Origin of the sequence: Lysobacter capsici, assembly GCF_018732085.1 — a bacterium.
GTDB lineage: Bacteria > Pseudomonadota > Gammaproteobacteria > Xanthomonadales > Xanthomonadaceae > Lysobacter > Lysobacter capsici_A.
Genome location: NZ_CP076103.1, coordinates 6262034 through 6279335, shown reverse-complemented (window position 1 = coordinate 6279335; position 17302 = coordinate 6262034). Strand labels below are relative to the sequence as shown.

Annotated in this window: 15 protein-coding genes and 2 pseudogenes; 8 read left to right on the top strand and 9 right to left on the bottom strand. The window is 69.0% G+C overall.

Annotated elements, in window-relative coordinates; all coding sequences use genetic code 11:
• Positions 1 to 57: 57 nt before the first annotated feature.
• Both KME82_RS26320 and KME82_RS26315 read left to right on the top strand, forming a co-directional pair.
• On the top strand, positions 58 to 1011 hold the full coding sequence (locus tag KME82_RS26320) for an aldo/keto reductase (RefSeq protein WP_215496677.1): 954 nt from the start codon (positions 58 to 60) through the stop codon (positions 1009 to 1011).
• A gap of 121 nt (positions 1012 to 1132) precedes the next feature.
• Positions 1133 to 2104 (top strand): DMT family transporter, encoded by a 972-nt coding sequence (locus tag KME82_RS26315; protein WP_215496676.1) that lies wholly within the window; start codon positions 1133 to 1135, stop codon positions 2102 to 2104.
• 54 nt (positions 2105 to 2158) lie between these two features.
• Here the strand turns inward: KME82_RS26315 and KME82_RS26310 are convergent, their stop codons facing one another.
• On the bottom strand, positions 2159 to 3925 hold the full coding sequence (locus KME82_RS26310) for a hypothetical protein (RefSeq protein WP_215496675.1): 1767 nt from the start codon (positions 3923 to 3925) through the stop codon (positions 2159 to 2161).
• Positions 3926 to 4553: 628 nt separating this feature from the next.
• On the opposite strand from KME82_RS26310, the gene KME82_RS26305 reads away from it, so the two are divergent.
• Entirely contained in the window at positions 4554 to 4952 is a 399-nt protein-coding gene (locus tag KME82_RS26305; RefSeq protein WP_215496674.1) for a hypothetical protein, read from the top strand.
• 71 nt (positions 4953 to 5023) lie between these two features.
• Here the strand turns inward: KME82_RS26305 and KME82_RS26300 are convergent, their stop codons facing one another.
• From KME82_RS26300 to KME82_RS26285, 4 genes and pseudogenes are all read right to left on the bottom strand, one after another.
• Complete coding sequence (locus KME82_RS26300) at positions 5024 to 5557, bottom strand: pseudouridine synthase (protein WP_215496673.1); 534 nt, start codon at positions 5555 to 5557, stop codon at positions 5024 to 5026.
• A 70-nt stretch (positions 5558 to 5627) separates the two neighbouring features.
• A complete protein-coding gene (locus KME82_RS26295; RefSeq protein WP_215496672.1) occupies positions 5628 to 5873 on the bottom strand; it encodes a hypothetical protein in 246 nt (81 codons plus the stop codon).
• Between the two features lie 15 nt (positions 5874 to 5888).
• Positions 5889 to 6701, bottom strand: a pseudogene (locus tag KME82_RS26290) (class I SAM-dependent methyltransferase); the annotation flags it as partial.
• Positions 6702 to 7439: 738 nt separating this feature from the next.
• A pseudogene (locus tag KME82_RS26285) lies at positions 7440 to 8342 on the bottom strand (LysR substrate-binding domain-containing protein); the annotation flags it as partial.
• A 214-nt stretch (positions 8343 to 8556) separates the two neighbouring features.
• Between KME82_RS26285 and KME82_RS26280 the strand changes: the two are divergent.
• Both KME82_RS26280 and KME82_RS26275 read left to right on the top strand, forming a co-directional pair.
• Complete coding sequence (locus KME82_RS26280; RefSeq protein ID WP_215496670.1) at positions 8557 to 8862, top strand: hypothetical protein; 306 nt, start codon at positions 8557 to 8559, stop codon at positions 8860 to 8862.
• Positions 8863 to 8961: 99 nt separating this feature from the next.
• Positions 8962 to 10245: a pYEATS domain-containing protein gene (locus KME82_RS26275; RefSeq protein WP_215496669.1), complete on the top strand. Its 1284-nt coding sequence runs from the start codon at positions 8962 to 8964 to the stop codon at positions 10243 to 10245.
• Positions 10246 to 10254: 9 nt separating this feature from the next.
• Here KME82_RS26275 and aceK read toward each other — a convergent pair whose 3' ends face one another.
• The gene (gene aceK, locus KME82_RS26270; protein ID WP_215496668.1) at positions 10255 to 11997 is read right to left on the bottom strand and encodes a bifunctional isocitrate dehydrogenase kinase/phosphatase; all 1743 of its coding nucleotides are present in this window, start codon (positions 11995 to 11997) and stop codon (positions 10255 to 10257) included.
• 77 nt (positions 11998 to 12074) lie between these two features.
• On the opposite strand from aceK, the gene KME82_RS26265 reads away from it, so the two are divergent.
• Positions 12075 to 12632 (top strand): hypothetical protein, encoded by a 558-nt coding sequence (locus KME82_RS26265; protein WP_215496667.1) that lies wholly within the window; start codon positions 12075 to 12077, stop codon positions 12630 to 12632.
• 246 nt (positions 12633 to 12878) lie between these two features.
• On the opposite strand, the gene KME82_RS26260 is transcribed toward KME82_RS26265, so the two are convergent.
• Positions 12879 to 13307, bottom strand: coding sequence for a hypothetical protein (locus KME82_RS26260; RefSeq protein ID WP_215496666.1), 429 nt, complete (start codon positions 13305 to 13307; stop codon positions 12879 to 12881).
• A gap of 29 nt (positions 13308 to 13336) precedes the next feature.
• On the bottom strand, positions 13337 to 13711 hold the full coding sequence (locus KME82_RS26255; RefSeq protein ID WP_215496665.1) for a hypothetical protein: 375 nt from the start codon (positions 13709 to 13711) through the stop codon (positions 13337 to 13339).
• Between the two features lie 287 nt (positions 13712 to 13998).
• Here KME82_RS26255 and KME82_RS26250 point away from each other — a divergent pair, with 287 nt between their 5' ends.
• Complete coding sequence (locus tag KME82_RS26250; protein WP_215496664.1) at positions 13999 to 15033, top strand: DUF4344 domain-containing metallopeptidase; 1035 nt, start codon at positions 13999 to 14001, stop codon at positions 15031 to 15033.
• 258 nt (positions 15034 to 15291) lie between these two features.
• On the opposite strand, the gene icd is transcribed toward KME82_RS26250, so the two are convergent.
• The gene (icd, locus tag KME82_RS26245) at positions 15292 to 16620 is read right to left on the bottom strand and encodes an NADP-dependent isocitrate dehydrogenase (RefSeq protein WP_215496663.1); all 1329 of its coding nucleotides are present in this window, start codon (positions 16618 to 16620) and stop codon (positions 15292 to 15294) included.
• 174 nt (positions 16621 to 16794) lie between these two features.
• On the opposite strand from icd, the gene KME82_RS26240 reads away from it, so the two are divergent.
• The gene (locus KME82_RS26240; protein ID WP_215496662.1) at positions 16795 to 17274 is read left to right on the top strand and encodes a hypothetical protein; all 480 of its coding nucleotides are present in this window, start codon (positions 16795 to 16797) and stop codon (positions 17272 to 17274) included.
• The last annotated feature ends 28 nt before the right edge of the window (positions 17275 to 17302 follow it).

Below are 17302 nucleotides of genomic sequence, written 5' to 3'. Positions count from 1 at the left end.
CTGTCCGCAGCTTTTGCGGCGGCGCATCATGCAGCCGTGTCCATTAAGGAAATCCCAATGAGCTTGCGTCCCCTGGGACGTTCGTCCCTGCGTGTCGCGCCGCTGGCGTTCGGCGGCAACGTGTTCGGCTGGAGCGTCGACGAAGCGACCACGTTCGCCCTGCTCGACGGCTTCGTCGATGCCGGCTTTGCGCTGGTCGACACCGCCGATGCGTACTCGGCCTGGGTGCCGGGCAACCGCGGCGGCGAGTCGGAGACCCTGATCGGGCGCTGGCTGGCCCAGGGCGGCGGTCGCCGCGAGCGGGTGGTGATCGCGACCAAGGTCGCCAAATGGCCGCAGCGGCCGGGGCTGTCGCCGGCCAATATCCAGGCCGCGGCCGAGGATTCGCTGCGCCGGCTGCGGACCGAGGTCATCGATCTGTACCAGGCCCACGAGGACGACCCGAACGTGCCGCTGGAAGACACCCTGGGCGCATTCGCGCGGCTGATCGAACAGGGCAAGGTGCGCGCGATCGGTGCGTCCAACTATTCCGCCGCGCGCCTGGCGCAGGCGCTCGACGTGGCCGAACGGCACGGGCTGCCGCGCTTCGAGACCTTGCAGCCGCATTACAACCTTTACGACCGCGACGTGTTCGAAGCGCAGCTGGAACCGCTGGTGCGCGAGCGCGGGGTCGGGGTGATCAATTACTACGCGCTGGCCAGCGGGTTTCTGACCGGCAAGTACCGCAGCCGCGCCGACCTGGGCAAGAGCCGCGCGCGCGGCGGCGCGGTCGAGAAGTACCTCGATGCGCGCGGCCTGCGCATCCTGGCCGCGCTCGACGAAGTCGCCGGCGCGCAGGGCGCGACGCCGGCGCAGGTCGCGCTGGCCTGGCTGATCGCGCGGCCGTCGATCACCGCGCCGATCGCGAGCGCGACCAGCGTGGCCCAGTTGCAGGAACTGCTCGCGGCGACGCGGCTGACCCTGGCGGCCGACGAGATCGCGGCGCTGGATGCGGCGAGCGCCGAGGGCTGACGCGCGATCGCATCGGCATCGAATCCGCATCGCATCTGTACCGGCGCGCGAACGCGGCAACTGACTGTGCCGTGTCGCCCGCTTCCGCCTTAGGCTGCGCCTTCCCCCAACCGTCCCCGCCATGAACGCCGCCACTTCCACCGCCGCCGCACCCGTCGCCACCACCCGCCGCGTCGGCATCGCCCTGGCCGCGGCCGGCGCGATCCTGTTTTCGGCCAAGGCGATCCTGGCCAAGCTGCAATACCGCTACGGCGTGGACTCGCTGCAGGTGCTGAGCTTGCGCATGGCGTTCTCGCTGCCGTTGTTCGCGCTGCTCGGCATTCGCGAAACCCGCCGCGCCCGCGCGCGGCAGGCGCTGCCGTCGCGGCGCGACTGGGGCCTGATCGTGATCCTCGGCGTGCTCGGCTATTACCTGTCCAGCCTGCTGGATTTCTGGGGGCTGGAGTACGTGCCGGTGTCGCTGGAGCGGCTGATCTTGTTCCTCAATCCGACCATCGTGCTGCTGATCGGCCTGTTCGCGTTCAAGCGCAAGGTCGCGGCCAAGGAATGGATCGCGCTGGCGGTGAGTTACGCCGGCGTGGTGCTGGTGATGGTCGAGAACCTGCGCGTGCAGGGCGACCACGTGCTGTTCGGCAGCGCGCTGGTGCTCGGCGCGGCGGTGAGTTATGCGTTGTACCTGGCGATGTCGGGCGAACTGGTCAAGCGCCTGGGTTCGCTGCAGCTGGTCGCCTACGCGATGATCGTGTCGACCGCGGCGGTGATGATCCATTACCTGATCGCGCGTCCGCCGTCGGCGCTGTTCGGGCTGCCGTGGCAGGTGTACGCCTGGGCCGCGGCCAACGCGGTGTTCTGCACCTTCCTGCCGGTGACCTTCACCATGGCCGCGGTCGCGCGGCTCGGCGCGGGCACCGCCGCGCAGTTTTCGGTGATCGGGCCGGTGTCGCTGGTGTTCCTCGGCGCCTGGGTGCTCGGCGAACCGATCACCGCGATCCAGCTGATCGGCACCGCGGTGGTGCTCGGCGGGGTGGTGATCCTGAGCCGCCCGGGGGCCAACTCGGTGCCGATCGCCGCCACGCCGACGGCGCCGAAGTAGCGCCGCCGGTGCGAGCCAGGCGGACGGGGCGGCGCGCACGCCGCCCCGCGAGGCTCAGTGGGTCGCGAGCAGGGGCGAGGAAGTTGCTTCGTGCAACAGGCCGCCGGACAGGCAGGCGCTGCTTTGCAACGCGGCCAGATCGGCCTGGCGGCGCAGCAGGTCGCCGTAGGTGCGCGGCGTGCCGCTGACCGGATCGGGGATGGTGTACGTGGTCGGCGCGGCCAGGGTGCCGTTGCCGATCAGGAACCGCGACAACGCCGCCTGCGCGCCGATCGCGCGCGGCGCGACGTGCAGGAAGCTGGTGGTCTGGGTCTCGCGGCCGTGGCAGGCGTCGCAGGTGTTGAGCGAGAACCGGTTGCGCGGGTTGTTGCCCGCGCCCGGGCCGTTCCAGACCTGCTGCGGGCTGGGGTTGATCACCGAGCCGGTCTGGAACGGCTGCGGCGGGTTCGGCGGAATCGCATAGCTCAGCGGCAGCAGGTAGGTGCCGGCCAGGATCTGCGGGGCCTGGTTGTTGATGTAGTGGGCCAGCAGCGCGGTGTTGTTGTGGCTGTGGTGCGGCGTCTGCGCCGCCGGCACGATCTTCAGCAGCGGGCTGCCCTGCACGATCTTGAACTCGCGCAGCTCCCACGGGTTCTGCAGGAACTCGTTGGTGCGGATCTGGTTGATCGCGCTGCCGTTGGGCTTGCGCGGCGAGGCGTTGGCGGCGATGACCGGATCGGTCAGCGCCTGCAGCGCGGCGTTGTAGCTCGCCGAGCCCAGCGCGAGCGTGCCCAGGTTGCCCCAGCGCTGGGCGTAGTTGCGCACCGCCGGGCAGCCGTTGATGACCGGGGCGTACTCCAGGATCACGGTGAACGGCAGGGTCGTGCAGCTGGTGCCGCTGCGCCGCAGCAGTCCGAACACGAAGCGCAGCTCGCCGGCGTTGCCGCCGCCGTAGGCGCTGTTGCCGCGCAGGTCGAGCCGGTTGGAGACCGCCAGCAGCCGCGCCGATGCGTTGCCCAGATCAAGCTTGCCGTTGCTCAGGCGCGGCCAGGTGTTGAGCACCTGGGTGATCACCTGCGCGCGCTGGTTGACCGGGAAGGTGTTGATGCTGGTGGAGGTGCCCCAGGTGCGCAGCCAGTTCTCGACGAAGTCCGAGGGGTTGACCCCGGTCATCGGCGTATTGGCCATGTTGGTCATCATCCGGTTGAAGGTCCACGCGCCGTTCGGATTGCCGGTGCCGGTGCATGCGTCGAAGGTGCGCGAGGGATCGTCGACCACGCCCGGGTGGGTGATCATCAGCGAGCGTTCCGGACGCACCAGCGCGGCCGGCCACGGCAGCACCGGGCCGGGCACCAGGATCGGGGTGCCGGCGGCGATCTGCTGGCGCAGCGCGCTCGGGTCGAGGAACTGCACGGTGGCTTCGCCGAGGAATTCGCGGCTGGAGAACGACGGCACGGTCGCCTGGCTCTGGGCCAAGGCCTGGCGCTGTTCCTGCTCCCTGACGAAACCGTCGAAGTCGAACGGGATCAGCGCCGAGTAGCGCTGCGCGTTGCCCGGGTCCTGCTGCAGCTGCACGGTGGTGTCGCCGACGTTGAACGGAATCTGGGTCGGCAGGTCCTGGCCCTTGCTGTAGGTCAGCGCCAGCAGCGCGTTGCCGCCGGTCTGCTGGCCGAGCGAGGTGATGTGGATGGCGTCGACCGCGGGCGGCGCCCGCTCGAAGTCGGTCGCGGCGGCGGTGACCCGGGCGGCGGCGGTGGCGTCGGTCGCGGGAGACAGCAGGGTGGCACTGCCGACGCACAGTACGGCGCCGATGCCGAGGGAAAGCGAACGCAGGGTGGACATGGGTCGGGCTCCTGAGATGAGCAGACCGCGGTGGCGCAGCGCCAGGCGCGTAGCTAGCCGTCGACGCTAGTGCGTGCGCGGGGGCGGTTCCAGCATCGCGACGGGATCAAACCGGGACGGTTTCTCAGGGGGTGCGGCGAATGGGGGTGGTCTTGCGATCGTGGTCGCAGATGGGGTGTGGTGGTGGTCCGCCGGGGCCGCGCGGGTGGGCGGTGCTGGCGGGATTTTGCGGGTGCCTGGTCGGGGCGCATCGCGGCACCGCTGATGCGAACGAAATCGGTCGCAAGGCGGGCTTGACCGGCCCGGTTGCTTTCTTCTCGGATCGCCGCGTCGGATCGAACAGCGTCGGGGCTGAAGCCCCTCCCACAGAGACCTCGTGGTTACTTGGGGTTTTTATCTCGAACCCCGAACCCCGAACTCCGAACCCCGAACCCCGAACTCCGAACCCCGAACTCCGAACTCCGAACTCCGAACTCCGAACTCCGAATCCCGAATCCCGAATCCCGAATCCCGAATCCCGAATCCCGAATCCCGAATCCCGAATCGATTGCGAGACAATCGTGTCGCGCATCACGGCGGTGGTGTGATCGCTATGAACCCACGCAGTCGCATCCCCCACGGAACCGCAATGCAAAGACTCCTGCTGTTGATCGTCCTCGCCGCCGCCGCGGTGTTCGCCTACCTGCAATGGGTCGCCAAGCCCGGGTACAGCATTCCCACGATCGAGCACAACCCGATTCCCAAGCGCGAGTTCTATCTGCTGTGGCGCGAGACGGCGTTGAATCTGTGCGACGGCAACGAGCCCGGGCCGACCACGCTGACGCCGCCGAAGTGCCGCGAGTACGTGATCAGCAAACACGAGCGCTGCGTCGCCCAGGCCGGCGCGCAGGCGCCGGAGACGATATCCAGCAAGGCCGAGTCGAAGCGCTTGGCGCGGCCGTACCTGGAATGCGTGGTGCCGGGCCATTTCTGCAACGGCGTGGAAGTGCGCACGCCCGATGAGGCGTTGCGGCGCTGCTCGTCGTAAGCGTCGACCGCGAGCGCGAGCGCGGATCGCGCCGGATTATCCACAGCAATGATGCAGTGGCCGCGCGCGGCTCAGACCGCCCGCCACTGCCCCGGCTGCAACGCGTCCAGGCGATGCGATCCCATCGCCACCCGCACCAGCCGCAGGGTCGGCAGGCCGACCGCCGCGGTCATGCGCCGCACCTGGCGGTTGCGGCCTTCGTGGAGGGTGATCGCCAGCCACGCATCGGGCACGGTCTTGCGAAAGCGCACCGGCGGATCGCGCGGCCACAGCGAGGGCGGGTCGAGGCGTTCGATCCGCGCCGGCAGGGTGCGGCCGTCGTTGAGCTCGACGCCGTCGCGCAAGGCGCGCAGGGCGTCCTCGCCGGGGTCGCCTTCGACCTGCACCCAATAGGTTTTCGGCTGCTTGTGGCGCGGATCGGTCAGGCGATGGGCCAGGCCGCCGTCGTCGGTCAACAGCAGCAGCCCTTCGCTGTCGTGGTCCAGCCGCCCGGCCGCGTAGACGTCGGGCGGCAGGCCGAAGCCGGCCAGGGTCGGCCGCGGCGGTTGGCTGCGGTCGGTGAACTGGCACAGCACCCCAAAGGGTTTGTTGAACGCGATCAGCATCCGGGGATGATCGCGCAGGCCCGCGCGCGGCGCCAAACCGGTCGTGGCGCCGGCCGCCCGGCGACGCCGATCAATCGCGCTTGCGCGGCCGCAATCCGCGCCAGACCAGGCCGCCGGCCGCGCAGAACGCGAGCGGCGACACGATCCACACCGCGACCACGCAGGCCCGCCAGTAAGCAATCGCGCTGGCGCCGATGCTGACCGAGGACAGGCCGTACTCGGCCATGAAATAGCTGGCGATCAACGACATCGCCAGCTCCCCGGCCGCCCACGCCGCCAGCGCGCCCGCCGCGAGCGCGGCGACGGCGCGAGCCAACGGCCGGCGCATCGATCAGCGCGGCTTGCGGAAGCGCAGGGTCATGCGGTCGCTTTCGCCGATCGCCTGGTACTTGGCGTCGTCGGCCGGCTCGTGCTGGTTGACCGGCGGCAGGGTCCACACGCCCTTCGGGTAGTCCTTGGTGTCGCGCGGGTTGGCGTTGATCTCGCTCTTGGCTTCGAGCCGGAAACCGGCCGCTTCGGCCAGCGCGATCACCTGGGCCTGGCCGACATAACCGGATTTGTCGTCGGCCGGCACGTCGCCCTTGGCGCGATGCTCGACCACGCCGAGCGTGCCGCCGGGCTTGAGCACGTCATAGAAGCCTCGGAACATCACCTCGGCCTGGCCGGCCGAACGCCAGTTGTGGACGTTGCGGAAGGTCAGCACCAGATCGGCCGAGTCGGCCGGGCCGAACGCGGGCTTGAAGGTGTCGTAGGCGGCGATCGCGACCTTGTCGTACTGCGCCGGCGAGGCGGCGAACTTCTGTTCCAGCGAGGCCTTGGCCTTGGCCTGGTACTTGCGCGCGCCGTCGGAGGACTGGGTGTCCGGGTCGACCACGGCGGCGACGTACTTGCCGTGTTCGCGCAGGAACGGGGCGAGGATTTCCGAGTACCAGCCGCCGCCGGGGGTGATCTCGATGATGGTCTGGTCGGGCTTGGCGCCGAAGAAGGTCAGCGTCTCCAGCGGGTGGCGGTAGCCGTCGCGGGCGACGTTCTTCGGGTCGCGCCAGCTGCCGGCGACGGCGGCGCGCAGGCTCGGGGAGCCGACGTCGCCGGCGGGCTTGGTCGCAGGCTTGGTGGTCGGCTTCGGCTCGGCGGGCTTGGCGGCGGGTTTGGTCGCTTCGGCCGGCTTGGTCGCCGCGACCGGGGCGGCGGCTTCGACGGGCTTGGGTGCCGGCGCTGTGGCTTCAACCGGTGCGGGCGCCGGAGCCGGTGCTGCTGCGGGGGGCGGTTGCGGACCTGGCGCCGATGGGGCGGCTTCAGTGATTTCGACCGTTTGCACGGGTGGGGCCGCTTCGGCCGACTTCGGCTCGGTCGCGGCCGCCGCTGCGGTGGCGCTGGCCCGGGCGGCTTCCGCGGCCGCGGCGGCTTCGTTCGCGGCGGCCTGGGCGGCGGCCGCCGCGGCGTCAGCGGCGTTGCTCGGCGTGGCCTCGGCCGCGGTTGCGCCGGTCGGGGCCGGCTCGCCGGTGGCGGGCGCGGGCTCGGACTTGTTGTCTTGGGCGTGCGCGATCGCGGTCAGGCCGGGCAGCAGCGCGGCGAGCAGCAGCAATCGGGCGGGGCGGTTACGTTCCATGCAACAGACTCCGGTGAGATTCGGTGAGGGCGCCAGCCTACCGCATGCGTTCAGGATCGGGGATGCGGGGCGACCCGAGCGTGGCGTGTGCTCAAGTTGTAATCGGGGCCGCCACCGGATCGCGGCTGGCCCGGCTTAGCGCCGCTTGCGCTTGGGCTTGGTCGCCGCCTCGGCCCCGGCGTCACTGTCGGCGACCAGATCGGGCGAACCCTCGGCCTCGCCCGCCGTGCCGGGCTTGCCGCAGGAGCGGTCCTCGATGTCCGCGCCGCGGCCCGACGCCACGTCGGCCTCCATCTGCGCCACGTAGGCGCGCGCCTGCTCGTGCAGCCAGGTCCGGAACGACTCCAGCCCGGCGTGATCGACCGAGCGCTCGGGATAGACCAGGTAGTGGCCCCAGTCGATCTGCAGCCGCCCCTGGCTCAGCGGCACCAGCTGGCCACTCTGGATCAGCAGCCGGGTCCGCGCCAGCCGGCCGAGCGCGACCCCGAGGCCCTCGACCGCGGCCCGGTGCATGGTCTCGGAATCGTCGAAATGGGCGATGTAGCGGTTCGGCCGCTTGCCGCCGTAGCGGTCGAACCAGTCCTGCCAATACGTGGACAGGTCGCCGAGCAGCGGCCAGCGGTGCAGGTCCTCCTGCGCCGGCAGCCCGCCCATGCGTTCGATCAGCGCCGGGCTGGCGACCGGGACCAGGGTTTCGTTGAACAGGTGCTCGATCACCAGCCCCGGCCAGCGGCCGTAGCCGCCGCGCATGGCCGCGTCGATGCCCGGCTCGCGGTCGAAATCGACCAGCGCGGTCGAGGAAAACAGATTGAGTTCGAGCTGCGGGTAGCGGGCGACGAAGCCGCCCAGCCGCGGCACCAGCCAGGCCGAGGCCATCGACGCCATCAGGCTCAGGGTGAGCACGTCGTCGCGGCGCGGGCTGTACGGGCGCAGCGCGTGGTCGAGCGCGTCCAGGTGCGGCGCGACCACCGACAGCAGCCGCTCGCCGTCGGCGGTCAGGCGCACCCCGCGCGGGCCGCGTTCGAACAGGCGCCGGCCCAGGCGTTCTTCCAGGGTGCGGATCTGGTGACTGAGCGCGCTGACGGTCAGGTGCATCGACTCGGCGGCGCGGGTCAGGTTGCCGGTGCGCGCGGCGGTGGCGAAGCCCAGCAGGGCGTGCAGCGGAGGTCGGTTCATCGTGTTGGGTCCGTCGGACGGGGCGTTCGGCCCGGGCCTGAGGGCGGACGCCGTCGCGCACGGCCGCCTTCAACTTGATTCAAGTCTGGCTTGCAAACACGTCGCTTTTTTGCCGAATCGGGCGAGCGTACCTTGCGAATCACTCAATAAGCCAGTGCGCCGCCCGTTCGGACCGCGCTGGCTTCCACCGATGGATTGGCAGGGAGACGACGCCATGAATATCTACAAGAACCTGATGTTCCTGCACGGCCATTTCGTCGATCCGCGCGATGTGGACGAGGACGGCGACGACGCTGCGCCGACCGGTCGCCGCGCCGCGCCGACGCTTGCGGCCGGCGCCGGGTCCTGGGCGACGGCCAGCGGCGCCAAGGCCGCGGCCGTGAACGCGACCGCTTCGCATCGTGCTCAAGCCGCGCGGACCGGCGCGACCGCCGGCTGGCGCGCGTGGTTGCGGCTGTGGCCGGCGCAGAGCGCCCGGATCCAGCCCGCCAGCGACTGCGGGGCGCACGGCTGCACCTGAGCATCGCCGTCGCGGTGGCGACGCTGGCCGCGCTTTGCGCCTGCGTGCGTTGATCTGTGCGAAGGAACGCACACAGATCAGGCAACAGGGGATGCCGCCATGACCACCCAACGCGATCCCGACGCGACCATCGACTCGCGCAAGCGCGTGGCCGCGATCGAACGCACCGCCCTGCGCGTGCTGGCGGGGCTGTTCGCCGGCATCGCCTTGAGCGCAGCGCTGGCGGTCAGCCAGTACGTGGTCGGCGCGGTGCTCGGCGCGGTGCTCGCCGCACTGCTGGCCGGCGCCACCTTGGGCTTCCTGTTCGGCATTCCGCGCGCGCTGACGGTGGCGATGCCGGGCACCGACGGCCATGCCGGCGGCGGCGGCAACGGCGGCGGCTTCACCCACAACACCAACCTGGAACAGATCAGCGACTGGCTGACCAAGATCGTGGTCGGCATCGGCCTGGTCGAGGCGCAGAGCATCGGCGTCGCGTTCCAGGGCCTGTCGCGCCAGGTCGCGCTCGAATGGGGCCTGGGCGGCAACGGCGCGGCCAGCGCCGGCTTCGTCCTGCTGGCCTCGCTGCTGTTCGGCTTCATCGGGTTTTACATCTGGACCCGCACCGCGTTCGTCTATTACCTGGAACACAACGAGACCGCGGTCGCGGGCGAGCGACGCGACCGCGAAGCGGCCGAGCGGCGCGCGCGCCAAGCCGAGGCCGACGCGGCGCGGGCCAGGGAACAGGCCGAACAGGCCGAGCGCGACACCCTGGCCGAACGCGAACGCAAGGCCGAGGCGGAGCGCCAGGCGCAGCTGGCGCGCGAACAGGCCGAGCAGGCCGCGCGCCAGACCGAAGAAGCCGAAAAACAAACCCAGGTGGCGCAACGCGAAAGCGACCTGTACAGCCGCGTGGCCGGCTACCTCGACAGCGGCACGATCGAGCCGTTGCGCGTGCTGAAGTGGCGCGATACCAAGGACTGGACGAAGGCGCTGGAGGACGTGCCGTTCGAAAACACCGCCGAGCCTGCCGAAGGCAGCGCGCAGAGCGAATGGAATTCCGACCCGAATCTGGGCCGGTTCGGCGGCGCGCCGATCGCTCGCGACCGCGAGCTCAGCGCCCAGGTGCAGCCGCTGGACGAAGCCGGGACCACCTGCGCGGTCACGATCCGTGTGCGTTCGCTCGATCCGGCCCGGCCGCTGACCGGTACGGTCACGATCCACCTGCACCCGACCTTCCATTCGACGGTGCGCGAGGTGCCGGTCGTGGACGGCGAGGCCGAATTGCGCATCGTCGCCGCCGGCGTGTTCACCATCGGCGCCGAAGCCGACGGCGGCGCGACCCGGCTGGAGTTGAACCTGGCCACGCTGCCGGATCTTCCCGCCGCGTTCGCGGCGCATTGAGCGCGAGGTTCACGGCAAGCGCCGCTGCGATGGATACGGCGCCACGTCGTTGTGCTGCCCGCTGGCCAGCCCGTCCTGCACCTGCTTCCACCACTCGACCTTGAAGATGTCGCCGTGCGCGTGCATCAACGCGCCCAGCAGCGGCGGCGACAGGCCGAGGAAGCGCGGGAACTGCTCGGGAAACACGTCGTTGCCGTGGGCGTAGAACCACGCGCCCGATTCCATTTCCTCTTCGTGATTGCGTGGCGCCGGCACCGGCCGGAAGCGGCAGTCGCTGACCAGGCACAGTTCGTCGTAGTCGTAGAAGATCGCGCGCCCATGCCGCGACACGCCGAAATTCTTCAGCAGCAGATCGCCCGGAAAGATGTTGCTCAGGGCCAGATCGCGGATCGCCTGGCCGTAGTCGATCACCGCCGCGCGCGCGGCCTCGGGCGTCTGCTCGCGCACGTACAGATTGAGCGGCCGCAGCCGGCGTTCGACATAACACAGGTGCAAGACCAGATCCTCGCCGTCCAGGCTGATGCTGTTGGCGCAGGTGCTTAGCAATTCGTCGAGCAGGTCCGGCGCGAAGCGCGAACGCGGAAAGCGCAGGAACCGGAACGGCTGCGCATCGACCAGCCGGCCGACGCGATCGTGATGGAACACCAGCGAATACTTCGCCTCGACCTCCTCGCGCGCGACTTCCTTCGGGTAAGCGAAATGGTCGCGGATGATCTTGAACACCAGCGGATAGCTGGGCAGGGTGAACACCGCCATGACCATGCCGCGTTCGCCCTCGGCGCGGATCAGCCGCTCGCCCGGCTGCGCCGCGAACTGGCGGAAGAAGGTGCGATAGCGCTCGGTCTTGCCCTGCTTGGCGCGGCCGAGCACGGTGTACAACTCGTCGATCGGCTTGCCCGGCAGCAAGGTGCGCAGGAACACCACAGCATCGCCGACCGTGCCCAGGTCGGCATGGAAATAACTGCGCGAGTAACTGAACAACTGCACGACTTCGCTGCGCACGGTCAGCACCGCGTCGACCTTGAGCGCGCCGTCCTCGTTGACCAATGCGATCACGCACGGCGAGAACGAACGCTCGCCGAACACGCGCCCGATCAGGTACGCGCGCCGCTCGCGATAGAACACCGTGTCGAGCAGCTCGACCGCGCGCACCGGATGCGGGCCCCAGTGCTGCAAATCCTCCTGCAGGCGCACCGCGATCCCCGCCGCGCAACGGGTGCGATGCGCGTACGGCACCGCGAACGGATAGTCGTCGAGCACGCGCATGAAGGTTTCGACCAGCCGGTCTTCCGACACCGCGTAGCTGTGGCGCGCGACCGGGTGGGTGATCGAATCGGTCGGCTCGATGTCGAGGGCGACGAATTCCATCGACGGGTCGACGCCGCGGGTCTTGAAGAACCGCCGCGTCAGGGTGTTGAAGAAGGTCTTGTACAACTCGCCGTCGAGCAGCGGCGCGACGGTCTGCGCATACGCGGCATGCACCGCCGACCACAGCACCCGGTCGCCCGCGCGCTCGCCCAGCCGCGCCTGCAACGCATCGCTGGCCTCGGCGATGCAACGGTCGTACAGCTCGATGCGCTCGACCGCGTCGGCGCGATCGCCCTGCCAGTCGCTGCGTTCGAACCGGCCCTGGGCGCGGCGGGTGATCGCGGCGAAACGCGCGTGGTAATCGGCGAAGGCGTCGCGGATCTGTCCGGCGACGGCTTCGGCTTCGCCGGGTGCGGCGTCGATGGGGGCGGATGCGATGGCCATGGCGCGAGTGTACGGCGACCGTCGCGGGCCTGTGGCATGCTCGCGGCCGTATCGATTCGTTTACGGATGAAACCATCATGAGCCACCCGACCGGGACGTCGACGCCGCGCGCGGTACACACACGCGCAACGCAGACGCGTTGGATGCAGGCGCCGTGGATGCGGGCACTGTGCGTGCTCGCGTTGCTGTGCGGCGCGGGCGCGGCGATCCAGCCGCCGATGGCGAACGCGGCCGAAGTCGAAGGCCGCGATGCGACCACCACGACCTTATACAAAGGCCGCGTCGGCGAGCGCCCAGTGAGCTTGTACCTGAAGAGCGAACCAGCGCCCTGCGGCGGCGACCGTCGCCTGATCAGCGCGATCTACCGCTACGACGGCGTATCGAAGTGGTTGCTGCTGCAGGCCACCGATGATCGCAAGGGCCACCTGGCCCTGGTCGAATCGGGCCTGGGCACCGGCGTCACCGGCGCGATGATGCTGACCGACAAGAGCGGCATGCTCAAGGGCAAATGGATCAGCCCCGACGGCGAACGATTGCTGCCTGTGCAGCTGAGCAAGACACCAGTGGGCAAGGCCGAGCGCGAAAAGCTAGACGATCAGCTTGAGCGGACGGTGTACGAGAACAACGATTGCTGAGCGACACGCCATTCGATCCATCGGCGCGACAACTCTGCATCTCCCTCCAACTCTCCGCCCCAACGCTTCGCCACACCTCGCACCCCATGCTTTTCCCCCCTTTGAAAAAGGGGGGCAGGGGGGATTTGCTTTTGCTCCTGCTACGCGAGCAAAAAGCGAATCCCCCGCGCGATAGTTTCGCGCCTGCCTCGCGCTGCGCCGAGCGCCGCCCCCTCACAAAGTGGGCTCTGATTGGCGCCGCACGCTTTATTTTTGCAATCGCTGCCGCGCACGCGCCGAAACCGCCATCTCCAGCGCAACCGTCAGCCAGACACTCGCCAGCAACCACGGCCACTGCGGCAGGACCAGTTCGAACGTCGGCTCCCACCGCGCCCAGGTGTTGCCGTAGAACGGCGCGTATGCAGCGAGGTTGACGTGCAGCGCAAGCAGCGTGGCCGCGGCCATCGCGAGCGCGCCTATCCAGGCGTCGCGACGACGCGGCCCATGCCGCCGCCGTCGCCGGCCCAGCCACAGCGACCACGGCAGCACCGACACCACGAACAACGCGAGCGCCACCAGCGCCAGTTCGCCGAGAAACCGCGCCGGGCTCATATCGCTAAACGAAGCCAGATCGAATCGGCCGACCACGTAATGCCAATGCACCCACGCCGGCAGCGTCACGGCGATATACAGCAACCAAACACCGCGCGCCCAACTCGGCACAGTCAGGCCGACCGGCCGAGCAACGCGCGCAAGGCGTCGTAGGTGTAGAAACGGGTGCTGCTGAGTTGCCGCTCATGCGGGCCGAAGGCTTCGTCGAAGCTCAGGATCGGCCCGTACACCAGCCCGTCCACGCCGCCGAATTGCGCCAGCCGCTTGAGCACCAGCACGCTGTAGCCATGGCCGCGGTAGCAGCGGCTGCCGCCGTCGGAAGCCACCGGCCCTTCGCGATCCTCGCCGGCATGGCGCGGCGAACGGCCGGCGATCACCTCGGCGAAATCCTGCGCCGCTTCGATGAAGCTGCGTCGCAGCGACGGGTCGACCTGATCGAGATCGATGCCGGCGAACGGGCCGTCGAGGGGCAGGTCGGTGTCGGTCATGTCGTGTCGTCCTTAAAGCGTCGCGTGCAGGGTCGCGGTGCGTCGCCGGGCCGATCCGTCGCGCCATCGCCCGCAGGCCCGCGCCCGACCGGAATTCGGCGAGCGCAACTGTCAAAAATTCGATGCAATCCTCAGAAATATCGGAGTACCATCCGATCCCGACGGTGCAAGGAGGCAACTGGCGCCGGTTGGAACGGCCATCGGGGAAGTCCAATCGTCAGCCGCGTCTTGTGCGCTCGGAATCGGGATCGTCGTGTCCCGCGCCATTCCTGACAAGAGCCACTCACATGGTACAGAAGATCATCATCGGCATTCTCGCTGCGGCCCTGATCGCGGTCTGCTCGATCTGGGGTTACAGCGCATGGCAGGCCAAGCAGGCCGCCGCACCGGTCGTGGCGCCCATCGCCGCCGCGGCCGCGGTGCCGGTCAAGCCGGTCGAAGCCATAACGCCGCCGGCCGACGTGGTGCCGGTCGCCGCCGAAGTGCCGGCCGAAAAAGCCGACGGCACCCACTTCACCTACGAATACGTGTCGCCGCGCAATCCCGACCTGTTGCCGATGTACAACATGGCGCGCGAGATCGACGTGCTCAAGCAACTGCCCGAGGTCAACCAGCTCGACGGCTGGCTGACCCTGCCGCGACCGATCCACTACATCGCCGCCGAATGCGGCACGGTCAACGCGTTCTACGCCAAGGACAAGGGCGACATCGTGCTGTGCTACGAGATGCTCGAGTTCCTGGTCCGCCAGGGCGCGGCCATGACCCAGGCCAGCGGCGGCAGCACCCGCGATCAGCTCAACTACCTGATGGCCAACTTGCGCTTCCTGATGCTGCACGAAACCGGCCACGCGCTGGTCGACATGCTCGACCTGCCCTCGACCGGCCGCGAGGAAGACGCGGTCGACCAGCTCGCCACGACCTTGATGCTGTCGTTCGTCAGCGCCGACGAATCGGCCGGCGACATCGCCCAGAAACTGCAGCTGGCGGCGACCTTCTTCATCGCCACCGACGACGGCCAGCACGACATGGCGACCTATGCCGACGAACATTCGGTCGGCGCGCAGCGTTACTTCAACCTGCAGTGCATGGTCTACGGCCACAACCCGGGCAAGTACCTGCGCATCGTCACCAGCGGCCGCCTGCCCGAAGCGCGCGCGCTGCGCTGCGAGGAAGAAAGCAAGCAGATCACCCGCAACTGGATGCGCCTGATCGAGCCGAACATCGCGCCCAAGCACCGCATGACCGCCGAGGAAGAGCGGGCCAAGATCGAAGAGATCCAGCGCAAGCAGGTGGACAATACGCAGGCGCCGTATATGCGCTGAGCGCGCTGGCGGCGACCGTTGCATGCGAAAGGCCCGGCCTCCGCCGGGCCTTTTCGTTGCATCGGGCGCCCCCTGTAGGAGCGGCGTCCTACTGGATTTCCTTCGGTCACAAGCCGCGACCGCGACATCGCAGATACGACGCAAGCGTGATGTCGCGGTCGCGGCTCGCGCCGCTCCTACAGGTAGCAACCGATTTACGCGTTGCAAAACAAAAGGGCGCCGAAGCGCCCTTTTGCACGAATCCCATCAAAGCCCCGATTACAGGTGCTTGATGATCTCGTCGGCGAACTCCGAGCACTTGACCTCGGTCGCGCCGTCCATCAGACGGGCGAAATCGTAGGTCACGCGCTTGCTGCCGATGGCCTTGTCCATCGCGGCGATGATCGCGTCGGCCGCTTCGGTCCAGCCCAGGTAACGCAGCATCATCTCGCCCGACAGGATCACCGAGCCCGGGTTGACCTTGTCGAGGTCGGCGTACTTCGGCGCGGTGCCGTGGGTCGCCTCGAACACGGCGTGGCCGGTCACGTAGTTGATGTTCGCGCCCGGCGCGATGCCGATGCCGCCGACTTGCGCGGCGAGCGCGTCGGACAGGTAGTCGCCGTTGAGGTTCAAGGTCGCCGAGACGTCGTACTCGCGCGGACGCAGCAGGATCTGCTGCAGGAAGGCGTCGGCGATCGCGTCCTTGATGACCAAGCCCGCGCCCGGCTTGCCTTCGGGAATCACGTGCCACGGGCCGCCGTCGAGTTCGACCGCGCCGAAGAAGTCGCGCGCCACCTGGTAGCCCCAGTCACGGAAGCCACCTTCGGTGTACTTCATGATGTTGCCCTTGTGGACCAGGGTCACCGACTTGCGCTTGTTCTCGATCGCGTAGGAAATCGCGCTGTGGACCAGGCGCTCGGTGCCCAGACGGCTGACCGGCTTGATGCCCAGGCCGACTTCGACCGGCAGCTCGCGCGCCGGAGCGCCGATGGCCTGCAGCTCGCCCAGCCACGCCGCGTTCTTTTCGGCGGTGCCGAAGCGGATCTTGTCGAACGCCTGCGGGAATTCCTTCTGCAGGAAGTCGAGCACCTTCTGCGAGTCGGCGCTGCCGCCGGCCCATTCGATGCCGGCGTAGATGTCCTCGGTGTTCTCGCGGAAGATCACCATGTCGACATCGCCGGGCTTCTTGACCGGCGAGGGCACGCCCTCGAACCAGCGCACCGGGCGCAGGCAGACGTACAGGTCGAGCATCTGGCGCAGCGCGACGTTGAGCGAGCGGATGCCGCCGCCGACCGGCGTGGTCAGCGGGCCCTTGATGCTGACGAGGTAATCGCGGCACGCCTGCACGGTGCCGTCGGGCAGCCAGGTGCCGTAGGTGTTGTTGGCTTTCTCGCCGGCATAGACCTCGAGCCACTCGATCTTCTTGCTGCCGCCGTAGGCCTTGGCGACCGCGGCGTCGAGCACGCGCACCGAAGCGCGCCAGATGTCCGGGCCGGTGCCGTCGCCTTCGATGAACGGGATGATCGGGCGATCCGGCACATTCAGGCCGGTCGGGCTCTTGGTGATCTTGGCGCCGCCTGCGGGCGGCGTCGCTACGAACTCGGTCATTACGATCTCCAGTGGGGCCACCGTGCGCGGGCGCACGGGGCGGAGCAGGGTCCTTGCGGGACGCGATGGCGCTGCGACCCGGCCCGCCATTGTCGCGGTTCGGGCGGGGCGAGGCAAAGTGCGCGGTGGGTCGCTGTGTTTCAGGCGGTCGCGCCCGCAGGCGCCGCGGCGCGCATGCGGCCCGATCCGGAGCCGGCCGCCGTCGGCGATACTGCGAACACACTGCTCGCGGCGATGCCAGTTCCGGCGGCCCGAGCGCAGGGAGGGCATGTGCTGCGTCGACACGGAATCTGGCTGTTCACCCAACCACGTCCCTTGCACGATTCGCGCATTTGGGCAGCGGACGAGGACTGGCGTCCCCTGCTGACGCGATTTCAACGCGTCATCGGCATCCGCCGCACCGATCCGGGGGATTCGCATTGGCTGGACTTTCGCGGCAGCTTTACCGAGTTCGGGCCGATCCCCGCACGGCGTTCGCTCAACGAACTGGCGCGCGTGGCGTTCGCTCCCGATTACCACGTACTGCAACGTGCCACGGTCGTGACGGCGCATCGGGCGTTGTTGGCTCGCGCGAAGGGCTGCGCGATCGTATGGGCGCCCCGGTTGCGGTTGGTTTCGGCAACCGATCTGGGCGCGTACCCGGCGCGATCTTGAGATCGTTCTGCGAGTTCTGGGCCTGGAA